This is a genomic window from Granulicella aggregans (genome assembly GCF_025685565.1).
GTDB classification, from domain to species: domain Bacteria; phylum Acidobacteriota; class Terriglobia; order Terriglobales; family Acidobacteriaceae; genus Edaphobacter; species Edaphobacter aggregans_B.
This window is the reverse complement of sequence record NZ_JAGSYE010000002.1, coordinates 507,124-520,207: the sequence shown is the minus strand read 5'-3', so window position 1 is coordinate 520,207 and position 13,084 is coordinate 507,124. Positions and strand designations below refer to the sequence as shown.

General features: G+C 58.1%; 15 protein-coding genes. 8 read left to right on the top strand and 7 right to left on the bottom strand.

The genetic code is table 11. The features are described 5' to 3' along the window. Window positions 1-42: 42 nt before the first annotated feature. The 3 genes from rpiB to OHL18_RS11690 form a co-directional block, all read right to left on the bottom strand. Window positions 43-510 carry a ribose 5-phosphate isomerase B gene (gene rpiB / locus OHL18_RS11700; RefSeq protein WP_263375033.1) on the bottom strand — a complete coding sequence of 156 codons (468 nt, stop codon included), beginning with the start codon at window positions 508-510 and terminating at the stop codon, window positions 43-45. 62 nt (window positions 511-572) lie between these two features. Further along, complete coding sequence (locus OHL18_RS11695; RefSeq protein WP_263375032.1) at window positions 573-743, bottom strand: hypothetical protein; 171 nt, start codon at window positions 741-743, stop codon at window positions 573-575. 33 nt (window positions 744-776) lie between these two features. Beyond that, window positions 777-1,580, bottom strand: a complete 804-nt coding sequence (locus OHL18_RS11690; protein ID WP_263375031.1) for a cysteine hydrolase — start codon at window positions 1,578-1,580, stop codon at window positions 777-779. A 201-nt stretch (window positions 1,581-1,781) separates the two neighbouring features. Between OHL18_RS11690 and OHL18_RS11685 the strand changes: the two genes are divergently transcribed. The 7 genes from OHL18_RS11685 to OHL18_RS11660 all read left to right on the top strand — a co-directional run bounded on the left by OHL18_RS11685 (window position 1,782) and on the right by OHL18_RS11660 (window position 7,995). Beyond that, window positions 1,782-3,530: an MOSC and FAD-binding oxidoreductase domain-containing protein gene (locus tag OHL18_RS11685; RefSeq protein WP_263375030.1), complete on the top strand. Its 1,749-nt coding sequence runs from the start codon at window positions 1,782-1,784 to the stop codon at window positions 3,528-3,530. A gap of 120 nt (window positions 3,531-3,650) precedes the next feature. Beyond that, a complete protein-coding gene (locus tag OHL18_RS23305; RefSeq protein WP_396274396.1) occupies window positions 3,651-3,893 on the top strand; it encodes a DUF1427 family protein in 243 nt (80 codons plus the stop codon). Window positions 3,894-4,131: 238 nt separating this feature from the next. Continuing rightward, the gene (locus OHL18_RS11680) at window positions 4,132-4,953 is read left to right on the top strand and encodes an alpha/beta fold hydrolase (protein ID WP_263375029.1); all 822 of its coding nucleotides are present in this window, start codon (window positions 4,132-4,134) and stop codon (window positions 4,951-4,953) included. Between the two features lie 37 nt (window positions 4,954-4,990). Then, complete coding sequence (locus tag OHL18_RS11675) at window positions 4,991-5,611, top strand: YkgB family protein (protein WP_263375028.1); 621 nt, start codon at window positions 4,991-4,993, stop codon at window positions 5,609-5,611. A 112-nt stretch (window positions 5,612-5,723) separates the two neighbouring features. Further along, window positions 5,724-6,665 (top strand): MBL fold metallo-hydrolase, encoded by a 942-nt coding sequence (locus OHL18_RS11670; protein WP_263375027.1) that lies wholly within the window; start codon window positions 5,724-5,726, stop codon window positions 6,663-6,665. Window positions 6,666-6,704: 39 nt separating this feature from the next. Then, a complete protein-coding gene (locus tag OHL18_RS11665; protein ID WP_263375026.1) occupies window positions 6,705-7,166 on the top strand; it encodes a DUF6130 family protein in 462 nt (153 codons plus the stop codon). A 178-nt stretch (window positions 7,167-7,344) separates the two neighbouring features. Beyond that, a complete protein-coding gene (locus OHL18_RS11660; RefSeq protein WP_263375025.1) occupies window positions 7,345-7,995 on the top strand; it encodes an SDR family NAD(P)-dependent oxidoreductase in 651 nt (216 codons plus the stop codon). A 24-nt stretch (window positions 7,996-8,019) separates the two neighbouring features. Here the strand turns inward: OHL18_RS11660 and OHL18_RS11655 are convergent, their stop codons facing one another. The 4 genes from OHL18_RS11655 to OHL18_RS11640 form a co-directional block, all read right to left on the bottom strand. Next, window positions 8,020-8,358 carry a TQO small subunit DoxD gene (locus OHL18_RS11655; protein WP_263375024.1) on the bottom strand — a complete coding sequence of 113 codons (339 nt, stop codon included), beginning with the start codon at window positions 8,356-8,358 and terminating at the stop codon, window positions 8,020-8,022. Window positions 8,359-8,557: 199 nt separating this feature from the next. After that, the gene (locus tag OHL18_RS11650) at window positions 8,558-9,187 is read right to left on the bottom strand and encodes a response regulator (RefSeq protein ID WP_263375023.1); all 630 of its coding nucleotides are present in this window, start codon (window positions 9,185-9,187) and stop codon (window positions 8,558-8,560) included. Window positions 9,188-9,196: 9 nt separating this feature from the next. Beyond that, window positions 9,197-10,576 (bottom strand): ATP-binding protein, encoded by a 1,380-nt coding sequence (locus tag OHL18_RS11645; RefSeq protein ID WP_263375022.1) that lies wholly within the window; start codon window positions 10,574-10,576, stop codon window positions 9,197-9,199. A 41-nt stretch (window positions 10,577-10,617) separates the two neighbouring features. Then, a complete protein-coding gene (locus OHL18_RS11640) occupies window positions 10,618-11,970 on the bottom strand; it encodes an extracellular solute-binding protein (protein ID WP_263375021.1) in 1,353 nt (450 codons plus the stop codon). Between the two features lie 285 nt (window positions 11,971-12,255). Between OHL18_RS11640 and OHL18_RS11635 the strand changes: the two genes are divergently transcribed. Continuing rightward, window positions 12,256-13,029: a response regulator transcription factor gene (locus OHL18_RS11635; protein ID WP_263375020.1), complete on the top strand. Its 774-nt coding sequence runs from the start codon at window positions 12,256-12,258 to the stop codon at window positions 13,027-13,029. Window positions 13,030-13,084 lie beyond the last annotated feature (55 nt).

The window sequence follows — 13,084 nt, the reverse complement described above, 5'->3', positions numbered from 1 at the left end:
GGGCTAACGGTCGAGCGAATTCCATCGATCTGTAGCCGAGTGTTATTTCAGTGCCACCGACATGTAGGTTTGTTCGATGGCCTTAACTTTGTTCAGCCGCCGGGCAAAGCGTTCCTGAGATGCGTCGAAGCTCGCTGCGAGGTAAGCCCTTACGATGTCCGATGCAAGTGCAGATCCAATAATTCTTGAACCCATGACGAGCACATTCATATCGTCATGCTCGACACCCTGGTGCGCGGAATAGGTGTCGTGACAGATCCCTGCCCGGATGCCAGGCATCTTGTTCGCCGCAATACAGACGCCAATCCCCGATCCGCAGATGAGAATGCCACGATCAACGGCACCTCTCATGAGTTGAGCCCCAACCAGCTCTGCGAAGTCCGGATAGTCGGACGGCTTCTCGTCATGTGCCCCAAGATCACGAACGTCGTGTCCGAGGCCCGCAACGAGTCCACGGACCTGTTCCTTCAGAGCGAAACCAGCGTGGTCAGCAGCTATTGCGATTCTCATTTCGAAACCTCCAGGGAAGACAGAACAACGATTGCGTAAGTCGACCTCATGCGTTGCGGGCTCTATTCGTGCAGGAGATGCACCGCGACGGCGATCACCGTGCAAAGCAACAGGAATGTAAGAAGCAGCAGGAACGCTATGTAGCGTGCAGCTCGATACCGTGCTTCCTCTGAAGGATGAGTGATGCCGAAGGTGTCGATAAACATTCCAGCCAGATAGAGCAGCATCTTCATACGCGAACCTTATTCCTTCGTCCTCCGCCAATGTCAGCCACGTTCCATGGCCCTGACCGTCTCGTCGGTAGTCAGAACCGCATGGGCGAGAAACGCATAGTTGATCATTGCGGCTGTATAGCCATTTCCCCAGGTGGGGTGTCGTGGGCCGGCCGTTGCATCTTTCACGACCGCGACTTCGAAGCCCTGCTCCAGGAACTCTCTCAGGTGCGACTCGACGCACATATTGGCCAGCATGCCACCGAGGATGATCTTGCTGATCCTGCGCTTGCGTAGTTGCAGGACAAGGTCGTTCGTCTGCGGACCCCACACTCGATGTGGAGAAACCACGATTGTCTTGCCGTCCTCGATATAGGGTTTGAAGCGATCGAGCCAATCTGCGCCGGAGTTCTTGAACTCAGCAAGCGTCAGGCGACCTTTGCGAGCGAACAGGTCTGTCCTGGCTTCGTCGGCTTCGAGCGGGCCGTTGAACTTCCAGCCCTTGTCTTCCGGAAAGAAGTAGTGAGGGGATATGAAGACCTCGAACCCATGAGCCTTCGCTGCTTTGAAGATGCGTTCCATGTTCGAGATGGTGTTGTTTTCCTTGAGGCTTTCGCGGACCGCCTCCCATGCCTTGCCGGTTTCGCTCAACACATCGTTCTGCGGATCGATAAAGACCGCGGCTGTGTCGCTGGGACTCAGTCGCAAGGATGTCGGCGCGATTGCTGGAGTGTCGACCAACATCCCATCAGTTTCTTCAGCAACGAGCTTAGGGGTTGCGAAGAGCGCCGCGGCGGTCGAGGCACTGGCGACAGTGAGAAAGCGGCGCCGTGAAGTATTTGGTATATCGTCGGTCATCGTACCGCTCCTGAAGATGAGTTTGTTGATGTTCGGAGCTCCCTTGTCCATGGGTAGCTCGCATCGACAAACCGATCCTAGTTCTGAAGGGCCGCGGCCGGTATTATGTTCTTCCATTACTTGCGTCGGTCAAAAATTCATAGAAAGGCATGACTGGCGCTACGGGGGCATCGATGTATCTTCATGGACGGGAGGCTAGGTATGGGCTCGCTCGTCTCAGTGAACGTCGGACTTCCGCAGGATGTCCTGTGGCAAGGGAAGGTAGTCCGTACCGCGGTGTGGAAGCGATCTGTGCCAGGACGGGTCATGGCGCGGCGACTCAATCTCGATGGTGACGGCCAAGGGGATCTCGCGGGCCATGGCGGTGAGCACCGCGCTGTGATGGTCTACCAGGTTGACTCTTACCGTCACTGGGAAGAACACCTTCACCGGGACGACTTTGAATACGGGCAGTTCGGAGAAAACCTTACCGTCGACGGCCTAGCGGATAGTGAAGTCTGCATCGGAGATCGCTATCGAATTGGCGCGGCTCTCTTCGAAGTGACGCAGCCAAGAGTGACCTGCTACCGCGTCGGTATCAGGATGAATGACCCACGGATGCCGGCGTTGCTGGTCTCACATGGGAGACCGGGATTTTATTGCCGCGTCCTCGAGGAAGGCGAGATTGGCGCAGGAGACGGGATCGTCAAGGTTGCTGATGGGCCGGAGCATGTCACAGTAGCCGAGATGGATGCGCTGCTTTACCTGCCCAGCCATCCTCGCGATCAACTAGAACGAGCCTTACGAGTTCCTTCTCTGAGCGAGGGTTGGAAGGGGTCTCTAAGCGCTTTGCTTGAGGCCGGCGATCAGGTTGGCAATGCTGGACTTGCTGCCGTGACACCGCGTCCTGCGTGGAGCGGCTTTCGAGCGCTGCGCGTTGCGGAGGTGCGAAGTGAGAGTGACCACGTGCGGTCCTTTGTGCTGGAGGCAGAGGACCGCAGCCCGTTGCCGACCGCTCTGGCTGGCCAGTTCCTTGTCTTCAGCATTCAGCCGCAGAGCTATCCCTCGCCGATAGTACGGAGCTATTCGATGTCCGGCGCTCCGGGCGCTGGGACTTACCGCATCAGCGTGAAACGCGATAGCGGGCCGGGAAGTCAGTACTTCCACGACAGCGTCAACTATGGCGATTCACTGCAGGTCAGCGCCCCGCGAGGCAGCTTCACGCTGGCTGAGAGCGACCGTCCCGTCGTGCTGCTCAGCGCGGGGATCGGAGCGACGCCGGTGCTCTCCATGCTGCATGAACTTGTGAGGAGCGATGATTCCGAGCGTGAGATCTGGTGGTGCTATGGCGCTCGCAATGGCCGAGAACACCCCTTTGCCGACGAGGTGCGGGATGCTCTGAAGCACCATCCAAAGAGCCGATCGTTCGTTGCCTATAGTGCGCCGGAAGAGCGGGACAAGCTCGGCGTGGACTATGACGCAGCCGGACATCTGACGCTCTCTTCCTTGCGGAAGCTTGGTGTACCTCAGGTGGCAGATTTCTATCTCTGCGGGCCTGCGGGGTTTCTTGAAGATATGTTCGCCGCCCTAGAGGCGTGGGAGGTTCCCGGCAGCCATATCCACTCCGAGGCCTTTGGTTCAGGGCCCGCGATGACACCGGGGATTGCAGATGCTCCAACGAAGACGCCACACCCGCCCGAAGGAGAGCCCGGTTCAGGGCCGGCAGTGTCGTTCACTCGAAGTGGTCTTACGGTTCCGTGGAGCGCTCAATTCGGAAGCCTGCTCGAGTTCGCCGAAGCCTGCGATGTTCCAGTGCGATGGTCCTGCCGCGTGGGCGTCTGCCACAACTGCCAGACCGGGACGATCAGTGGCAGCGTGAAGTATGATCCGGAGCCACTCGATCGGCCGGGAGAGGGTGACGTTCTCATCTGTTGCGCGACACCGGCGTCGAAGATCGAGCTCGACCTTTGAAGGTGTGGCGGGCTAACGGCTCGCAGCGGTCTTAGCGACCTTCTGAAGACACCATGCAAAGACATGATAGCGACGCGTGCGATGGCCAGTTAGTGTTTGTCTTGTATTCGGAGACAGCGCATGAAACTCACGATCGGCCTTCTCATTAGCTTCGCTGTTGGAGTAGGTTGCCGATACTTCCAGGTGCCGGTTGGCAGCCCATCGGCGATTCCAGGGGCTCTTATCGTGCTCGCGATGACGGCGGGCTACTCGTCCACAAACCAAATTCTTAGCGCACGGAATCGAACGGCGACTATGACCCATCTCTGCGGCGGCCCTACGGGACGATCCGCCACAAGAGAAGGAAGGGCAGGTCAATCATGATCAACCTTTTTCTCACTCTCTTATTCGTAACGGCGGTCAAGCTGGGCTTTTTGTGGGTATTCGCGCAAACGCAGCGAAGGTATTCAAAGGCATTGAAATGCTAAACGAGATACTCCCACTCGAAAGAGGCCTAGACATCCTGTGCCACAGGATTGTCTTCGCGCCTCCTGCTTTCAGAACTTTTTCTCAACCACAACCTGCGATCAGGAAGTTCGCACACAAACAAGGAGGAACGAAGATGGATACGATCACGACGAAGGACGGAACAAAGATTTACTTCAAGGACTGGGGGACGGGCAAGCCAGTCGTCTTCTCACACGGATGGCCGCTCAGTGCGGATGCCTGGGATGCACAGATGCTTTACCTGGGGCAGCAGGGATACCGCGTGATCGCCCACGATCGCCGCGGTCATGGACGCTCGGGGCAGTCGTGGGGCGGCAACAACCTCGACACCTACGCCGATGATCTTGCGGAGCTGATCGAAGCACTCGATCTTAGAGGGGTCATGCTCGTCGGGCACTCCACGGGCGGTGGTGAAGTAACGCGATATGTGGGCCGCCATGGCAACAAGCGGCTCTCGAAGCTCGTATTGATAGGCGCCATACCACCGGTGATGCTCAAGTCAGAGAAGAATCCGGGCGGCTTACCCATCACTGTCTTCGACGAAATTCGCGCCGGTGTCGTTGCGGATCGTTCGCAGTTCATGAAGGAACTCAGCCTGCCCTTCTACGGATACAACAGGCCCGACGCGAAGGTCTCGCAGGGAGTTCGCGACTTCTTCTGGTTGCAATCGATGCAGGCTTCCGTGATTGGAACATACGAGTGCATAAAGGCTTTCTCCGAGACGGACCTGACGGAAGACCTGAAGAAGATCGAAGTTCCGACGCTGATCCTTCATGGCGATCAGGACCAGATCGTGCCAATCGCTGACTCCGCCCTCCTGAGTTCGAAGACCATCAAGAATGCCACGCTGAAGGTGTACACCGGCGCTCCGCACGGGATGAGCGTTACCCATGCCGACGAGGTCAACGCAGACCTTCTCGCGTTCCTCAAATCGTAAGACGAGCGACAACCCTTTCACCTCGGAGGAGAGTTCCGTGAATGACACGTTGCAGTATGACAACCGATCGATGCTTCGCAAGTGGACCTGGGCGGCTCTGTCCGTCGCCTCCAGGCTTGACCGCGTGGCCATGGCCATGTTGCGAGTCGCTTTGGTCATCGTGCTTGTCTGGATTGGTGGCCTTAAGTTCGTGGACTACGAAGCTGACAGCATCGTTCCCCTCGTGGCGAACAGCCCAGCGATGAGCTTTCTCTATCACCAACCTGCGGAGTATCGAACCCACATGAACAGGGAAGGCGAGCTGAACCTTCAGCATCGCGAATGGCATAAGGAAAACGGTACTTACACGTTTTCGCATGGCCTCGGAGCCGTCATCATTAGCATCGGCCTGTTGATCGCTCTCTATCCCCTTTGGCCCGAGATCTCGGCATTGGGCAGCGGGCTGCTCATCCTGATGGCGTGTACCACGCTGTCGTTTCTGATCACCACCCCTGAAGCTTGGGTGCCAGCTCTCGGCGATGCCAATCACGGCTTCCCCTATCTCTCAGGTGCTGGCCGCTTGATTATCAAGGACGTCATTATGCTGGCCGCCGCGGTGGTTACGCTCGCCGACTCCGCCAAGACCGCATTGCGCCGCCAGAGCGCGAGCGACAGGTGAGATGTCTTCCGTGCTTCGAGGCCTCCCATCATGGCGAGACATGATTGTGAGGCGCTGTAGTCGTACATAGCCCCAGCTCAAGAGTTCAGGCTAGCTAGAGAGGACAAGCCCTATGCAAACGCGACGCAGGTTTATCGCTTCATCCCTCGGAACTACGGCTACATTTGTGTTCGCTGGCAACCATGAGGCGTCCGCTCAGGAAGCGAGTATCACCACCGCGCAGATGCGTGCGGCTGGCAGGCTGGCGAAGCTGACGATTGAGCCTCTCCGCAACAACGTTTCGCTTGTCTCAGGCTCCGGAGGAAACGTTCTCGTGCTGCCAGGATCTGATGGAACGCTTGTGATCGACAATGGTCTTGCGACATCGAAGGCGCAGATGTCGAGAGCACTTCAGTCGATCTCTTCCGGGCCGCTGCGGTATCTCATCAATACTCACTGGCACTTCGACCATACGGACGGCAACGCGTGGATGCATGAGGCTGGCGCGACCATCTTCGCCCACGAGAAGACACTCTACCGGATGCGGCACAGGCAGTTCATCCCGGAGTTCGAGGGTGTCTATCCGCCGAGCCCTTCGGGTGCGTTGCCGACGATTACGTTTGATCACACCAGGACGTTGCAGGCCAACGGGCAAGAGATCACCCTCACACGTTACACCCCCGCCCATACGGACACAGATATATCCGTCTTCCTTCGCGATGCGGATGTGCTGCACGCTGGCGACAGCTTCTTCAGCAGGTTCTATCCCTTCATCGACTACAACAGCGGCGGGAACATCGACGGGATGATCGAGGCTTGTCGAGAGACGCTGGCGCTCATAGGTCCTTCCACGATCGTCGTCGGAGGCCACGGTCCTGCCGGTGGCCGCGCTGATGTCCTCGCGTTCGAGCAGATGCTGGCAGAGGTGCGTGGGAAAGTCGCTGCGCTAAAAGGTTCCGGGGCTTCCGCGAAGGAGGTCATCGCGAGTAAACCATCGGCCTCATTCGACTCGAAGTGGGGCAATGGGTTTATCTCGCCGGATCTCTTTACCTGGCTGGTCTACAGGGGAGTCTAGTTTGTTTCGAAAGAGATCTCTTATTCGAAAGGTTGTGTCGTGAATACTCAAGCTCAAATCGCACTTATGGCCGGTGCGGCTATTTGCACCGTCGCCCCCGGTAGTACTTATGCTCAGAGTGCGCGAGAGGTTCGCGGCGCGTCTCCTCTTGTCGCCCTTGAGAATGAAGCGCCGCCCCGGCTGATCGTCGATCCACCGCTGGCCGAGCCGCTGGCTGCCGGACGAGTCTTTATCCAATACAGAACGGAGAACCTGCGGGTGGTACCGGTCTTTGGCAAAGGTGCGCTCTCGGTGTCGCCGCGCATTGGGCATATTCACATCACGGTGGACGATGCGCCGTGGCACTTCGTCGATGCGAGTGGAGAGACGATCATCCTCGTTGGGCTCAACCCCGGCCCCCATAAGGTTCTGGTTGAACTCGCTGATCCAACTCACAGGGTCATCACCAGTGAGACGGTCAGGTTCACGGTCCCTTCTCCCCCGACGAAGTCAGAGCCTTAATCGGAAGCCCTGCCAGTCGATGAAGAGCAGCAGCTAAAAGCTTGACGAGGAGCGACAGTCCAGGTTTGACCGTTGCATAGCCACTCCGTATCAACACGAGCAAGGAGAAGAGCATGGGAAAACTAGATGGCAAGATCGCAGTAGTTACAGGCGGCAACAGAACGATCTGGAGCGAGCGGTGCGCGATATAGGTGATCAAGTCACTGCATTTGAAGGCGACGTCAGTATAGTGGCGGATCTTGATCGGCTCTATAAGCTGGTCAAAGATGAGGCTGGGCGCGGTGATATCGTCTTTGCGAATGCGGGCGGAGGCGAGTTCAGTCCGCTCGGCGAAATCTCTGAAGAGCACTTCGACAAGACGTTTGCTGCCAATGTGAAGGGAGTTCTCTTTACAGTACAGAAGGCTCTTCCGCTCATGGGAGAGGGCGGCTTCATCATCCTCACAGGTTCTAAGACGTCGGTCACCCGGACACCAGCCTTCAGCGTTTACAGTGCAACGAAGGCGGCGATCCGCAACTTCGTCCGCTCCTGGATCTTGGATCTGCGTGGCAGGAAGATTCGCTTGAACGTACTGAGTCCGGGTGCCACGAAGACTCCAGGCCTACTCGGTCTTGCTCCAGCGGGTCAAGAGCAGTCGCTGCTTGACGGCTTCGCAAGAGATATCCCTCTAGGAAGGGTAGGAGATGCGGAAGAAATCGCGAGCGTCGCGGTGTTTCTGGCTTCGGATGACAGCTCCTACATCAATGGAATTGGATTGTTCGTCGACGGTGGCCTGCGCAAGTCTGATCTCGTCCCCGACCTGCCCATCCGTCGCCACGAAGTCGGGTAAGCGAAGTCCAGGGTAGCGCTCGGCCTAAACTCGGGTGTCATCGTGGCTCTTCGGAATGATGACCTCTCTTCGCCCGAAGAGCCTCGCATCGACGGAGAAGGCTCCCGGGCCAACTGAAGCAACTGCTGCTGCGATCACAAGTCCCAGAATCAGAGTGGAGCGAGTCTCGAACACTCCTGCCCTAGGGGCAGGCAGCCAGCCAAACATCGAGCCAATCGTCCCCGATGCCGCCACCGCCGTTGCGAAGCGCGTGAGGAGTCCGACGCATAGAAGAACCCCGACGACTACCGTGACCACAATCACTGTCAGGATCGAGATCCCAAGTCTATGCTCCTCCCGGTAGAACGTGATCCCTTGAACCACCAGCACACTCCCGGCCGCCGCTCGGAGGAGAAGAAGCCCTAACCCGGGCCAACCGTCAGGATATGCGGAGAACATGTAAGAGAAGCGACCACCCACGCTTAGCAGAAGACTAAGCGCTCCAGCTCGAAAGCGAATCCCCAGGAATCGGAGTCTTCATGTACCACTATTCAGGTATCAGATCCGTTCGTGCGGATGCGTCTCACAGCTGAATCATCCCTCTGCGGAGACCGATCGCGACGGCCTGGGTCCGGTCTGAAGCTCCAAGTTTTTCCATGATGTGTTTGACGTGTACCTTGACCGTCTCCTCGGTGATGAAGAGCTTTTCAGCGATGTCGCGGTTGCGATTGCCGCCCGCAAGCTGACTCAGCACCTCAACCTCGCGCGGCGTCAGGACCTCGTCTGCATAATATTGTGCAAGTTGTTCAGCAATCTCTGAAACGATTCGCTTCTTGCCTTGGTGAACCTGCCGAATGATCTCCACCATCTCGCTGGGATTCATGCTCTTGAGCAAATAAGCGCGAGCCCCAGCCCGAAGAGCACGCCTGATTTCAACGTCGCCGTCAAATGTGGTGAGGATGATGACGTAGGCTCCCGGAAACTCGGAGCGGATTGCGATCATTGCGTCGATACCGCTCATGTCCGGTAAACGCAGATCCATCAGCGTCACATTGGGTGACGCCTCTGAAAACCGCTGAATCGACTCGCGGCCGCTGGAGGCTTCCCCCACAAGATGCATGTCTGGCTGGCTCCGAATGACGGCTGCGATTCCTTCACGCATCAAAGGATGATCGTCCACGCAGAAGATACGAATTGGCTCAGGCAAAGGCATCGATCCTGCTCAACGGTTGTCTGGATTTACTGTTGTGGCTGCAAAGCGCCGGTAGATTCCACCAAGCCATCTTGATGCCGAGGTGGAGTGCGACTCGAAGGCGATCTCCCCGGGCACTCTAAGTTCTACCTCGGTGCCTGCTCCGACCCGGCTGAGAACCTTGAGTTTACCCCCGATTCGATGTGCCCGCTCGCGCATGCCAGAGAGTCCCCAGTGCCCGTCGCGGCCTGTCGCTTGCACCGCCGTATCGATCCCGCAGCCATCGTCGCGCACCAGCACGCGCAACTGGCCGGTTGAGTATTCCAGGTCAATTCTGATGTGGGCTGCCTTGGAATGACGGAGAGCGTTGACCAGCGCCTCTCGACTGATCGCGTATACCTCGTCGCGGATCACCGGATGCAATGGCTGCGGGTGGCCTTCGATAATCACTCGGAAGTCGGTCTCGTCTTGAAAATTCAGCTCTTGCGGAACCCTCGAAAGCGCCCCGGCCAGCTCATGGGACTCTATGTCCGTCGCGCGGAAGCCTCGCACGGCGTTCCGTCCGTCGTCGATCACCTGCCCGGTAAGCTGCAGGATTCGGGCAAACGCCGGCCGAGAGGGAGAATCTACCGGCAGACTGTCCACCGCAATATGAAGCTGCATCGACGCGCTAATCACTCCCTGCAGCAGCGTGTCGTGCAGCTCGCGGGCTATCCGGGTACGTTCCTCGATCCGCTCTTCCAGACGCAGCAGGATGATCCTGCGCGTAATGGCCCAACCCAGAAAGCCAGCGATGGACAACGTCACGATGGCGGTGGCCGGCACGATGAAGAGAATCCTGCGCTGTACCCCGTTCATCCTCGCAACCGCTTGCGCCAACTCGGCGCTCACCTCCTGGTCCATGCTCTTGATCAGGACGGAGGTTTGTGTCTCGAGCGGCTTCAACTCATTCGCCAACCGCCGGCGAACCGCTTCCCAATCGCCCTTCGTAGCCAGAGCGGTGATCGCATCGAGTTGCGAGGGAAGCGTGACATCAATCGCCTCCAGAGTGGGGAGAAAGGCCGGATCGACCTTGATGTCCGGTGGAAAGCTTGTGACCACGTCCCTGGTTTGCTGCGTCTCGATGAGGAGACTCTTGCGCAAGGGCGCGATCTCGACGGTAAGACGCCGGGCGTTCTGGGTCTTCGCAATCTCATCCAGTTGCTGATGAAACGACCGCAGACTATCCTGCAGTCGCAGAACCGAAATGACTTGCTGGCTTACGGCGTTCAGGCGATCGGTCTGTTCACGAGCTATGTGGAACTGCCATAGCAGCAGACCGTTGCCGCCCACGATCAACGCAATCAGCACGGCAAAGGTGAGCGCGAGCCGGGGACCGACGATGAAGCGATTGAGGTCTGTTGATTTCATTCGATCTCGCTGGAAAAGCGGCTACACCGCTTACGACTTTGCTAGTCCGTTGCCTTCGGAGGTCCAGTTCTGAAACCTGTCATCCTGACCAGTTCCTTCTCCAGGTCGGCGGCCGCTTCAGGCGCGGCTTTGTCTCCAGTCAGCACGGAGTGTACGGCGGAGATGTAAGCCCGGCTGATGTCCTCGTACTTGTTGCCGACGACACTCGACGGGCGATTCACAACTCCACTCGCATTTTGGGCCGACTTTCCGGAACCGGACGACCGACTATCCACCTGAACCTGCGGTGTGTCGACGAAAGCGCGGTCTTCCGCCAGGTTCGACTCGATCTGTGCCCGGATCAGAAACTGGACAAACCTGATCGCCTCCGGAACATGGGCCGAATATTGCGAGACCGCAAGCCCCGAGCCCCCTAGCGTGCCTGCCGACCCCGCCGCTCCTCCCGGCATGACGGCATAAGCGTTCTTCGTCTCGAACGGCGAGGGCCTGCCGTGGAACTGGCGATGCTGGCCCCCACGCGTGATAGTGGTTCCTCCCCAGACGCGGTTGAACGCCGCCTTTCCTGAGTCGAAAGCGTTGATTGAGTCGAGTTCTCGAAATGCGACCACGCTTGGCGGCGAGATGCGCCCGATCCAACGCCTCGCCCGCTGCCAGGATCGAATTGCCGCCGGATTGTTGACGCTGATCGTCCGGTCGTCCTCGATGATGCGACCGCCGCCTTCAGATGCCTGCCACTCCAGAGCGTTGCAGGTTAGCGCTTCGGCGTCCGCTCCCTGCCACACGTATCCCCAGAAGTCTTTATTGCCTTTGGCTCGTTCGCCGCGCTGGATTCGTTCCGCCATCTGCTCGAGTTCGTCCCAGGTTGCGGGAGGGTGGGTGTATCCATATTCGCGGAGGAGATCGGCGCGATACTCCAAGGTCCCCACCTGGACCTGGTAGGGAATCGCCACCAGCTTTTGATCCACCCGGTAGCTTGACACCAGCGACGGCGCGATCGAGGCGATCTCGGCTGAAGAGTACGGCTTAAGGTCGACAAGATCTTTTTCGAGCACGCCGGACCAGATCATATCTACGTTTACAACGTCGGGGCCTGATCCATCACCTTCCAGTAGCCTGCGCGAGAGGTCGAGCTGATCGAGCGTATTCTCCGGAACCGGAAGATTCTTGAGGCGGATGCCGGTCTCCCGAGTGAAGCGCTGGGATAGCGGTTCCGCGGTCGGCAGCTCATCGGGTTGCGACCATCCGAGGCGGAAATAACTCAGCGTGACGGGTTCGGGTGCAGACTGCCGACACGCCCCTAGAAGCAGAGCGAGCATCAGGGTCCCTGTCGCGCTTGTGGAACGCTTAGGCGGAAGACAGGAACGTCGCGTGTTGGTATTCGTTGCACCCGCCACCTGAGTTCTCCGATGTTTGTTTGAGCATCCTGTATATCTTCAGCCGAGGCAAAGAGCAACCGCTGGCAGAATGGCGCAATTGGCGACAGTGGCGTTTGGAGCGCTGCCTACCTCGAAAGAAGTATGCACCGCCAAGCCCAGAGTGGTAACGAAAAAATACTGCATCTCGTGATGCGGTCCCTTCGGTCTTACCGCAGAGTAGCAAGCAACGTACCGGAAGCGGGTGGTGGTACCTACAGAGCGTCCGCCCTGCACACTCGAATCTCTCAAAAGGACGGTCTCTCCATGCAGCCCATTGCACTCAAGTCCCGTTTGGAGCCTGTTGCCCTCGCGGCGTTCGCAAAGTTCCCCAGCCCAAAGCAGTTGCCTTCCAGAGAAGCCCAGGAAGTGGTCTACGTGATTGACGAGGCGTTAGACTTTCGCGAGTCACTGATTGCACTTCTCCGTTTTCATGGATTTGAAGCGGTCGGCTTTGGGTCCGCTTGTGAGTACCTGAGACACGGCAGGCATGATGGCTCCGCGTGCCTGATTGTCGACTTCCACTTGCGAGACATCTGCAGCCTCGAACTGCTCCGCCAACTAAAGGAGCAGGCCGGACCACCGGTCATATTTCTCAGCGGCTCCCCGGACGTTCCGAATGCCGTCTCCGCTATGAGAGCAGGAGCGATGGAGTTCTTCGAGAAGCCGCTGGATCCAGACTCTTTATTGCCCGCTGTCCGGCTGGCATTTGTGCAGCACCGGAAGATACGGCAGAAGGAAGAAGAACTGGCGAGACTGAAGGGGCGCCTTTTGCTGCTGACTCCACGTGAGCGCGAAGTGCTTCCCCTCGTCGTCGGCGGCGTACTCAACCAGCGGGCGGCGGTGCTCCTGGGCATCAGCAAGGTGACCCTGCAGATCCACCGGAGCCAGGTCATGCGCAAGATGGTTGCGGAATCCGTGGCAGACCTGGTCCGAATGGCTGTGAAACTCCGCATTCCGTATCGATGCGAGAGCCAGATGGCTCAAGCTCATAACGAAGAAGATCAACGGCGCTGGAGATCTGAGTTCGTCGCATCGTGAGAAGGTGGTTGCATTCCTCCGCGCTCCGGTCTAAAAGGGTCTGGACGAACCGGAG

What these genes read in the sequence shown, in the direction of transcription:
- rpiB (WP_263375033.1), bottom strand. Translation starts at nt 510, where the DNA reads ATGAGAATCGCAATAGCTGCTGACCACGCTGGTTTCGCTCTGAAGGAA.
- OHL18_RS11695 (WP_263375032.1), bottom strand. Translation starts at nt 743, where the DNA reads ATGAAGATGCTGCTCTATCTGGCTGGAATGTTTATCGACACCTTCGGC.
- OHL18_RS11690 (WP_263375031.1), bottom strand. Translation starts at nt 1,580, where the DNA reads ATGACCGACGATATACCAAATACTTCACGGCGCCGCTTTCTCACTGTC.
- OHL18_RS11685 (WP_263375030.1), top strand. Translation starts at nt 1,782, where the DNA reads ATGGGCTCGCTCGTCTCAGTGAACGTCGGACTTCCGCAGGATGTCCTG.
- OHL18_RS23305 (WP_396274396.1), top strand. Translation starts at nt 3,651, where the DNA reads ATGAAACTCACGATCGGCCTTCTCATTAGCTTCGCTGTTGGAGTAGGT.
- OHL18_RS11680 (WP_263375029.1), top strand. Translation starts at nt 4,132, where the DNA reads ATGGATACGATCACGACGAAGGACGGAACAAAGATTTACTTCAAGGAC.
- OHL18_RS11670 (WP_263375027.1), top strand. Translation starts at nt 5,724, where the DNA reads ATGCAAACGCGACGCAGGTTTATCGCTTCATCCCTCGGAACTACGGCT.
- OHL18_RS11650 (WP_263375023.1), bottom strand. Translation starts at nt 9,187, where the DNA reads ATGCCTTTGCCTGAGCCAATTCGTATCTTCTGCGTGGACGATCATCCT.
- OHL18_RS11645 (WP_263375022.1), bottom strand. Translation starts at nt 10,576, where the DNA reads ATGAAATCAACAGACCTCAATCGCTTCATCGTCGGTCCCCGGCTCGCG.
- OHL18_RS11635 (WP_263375020.1), top strand. Translation starts at nt 12,256, where the DNA reads ATGCAGCCCATTGCACTCAAGTCCCGTTTGGAGCCTGTTGCCCTCGCG.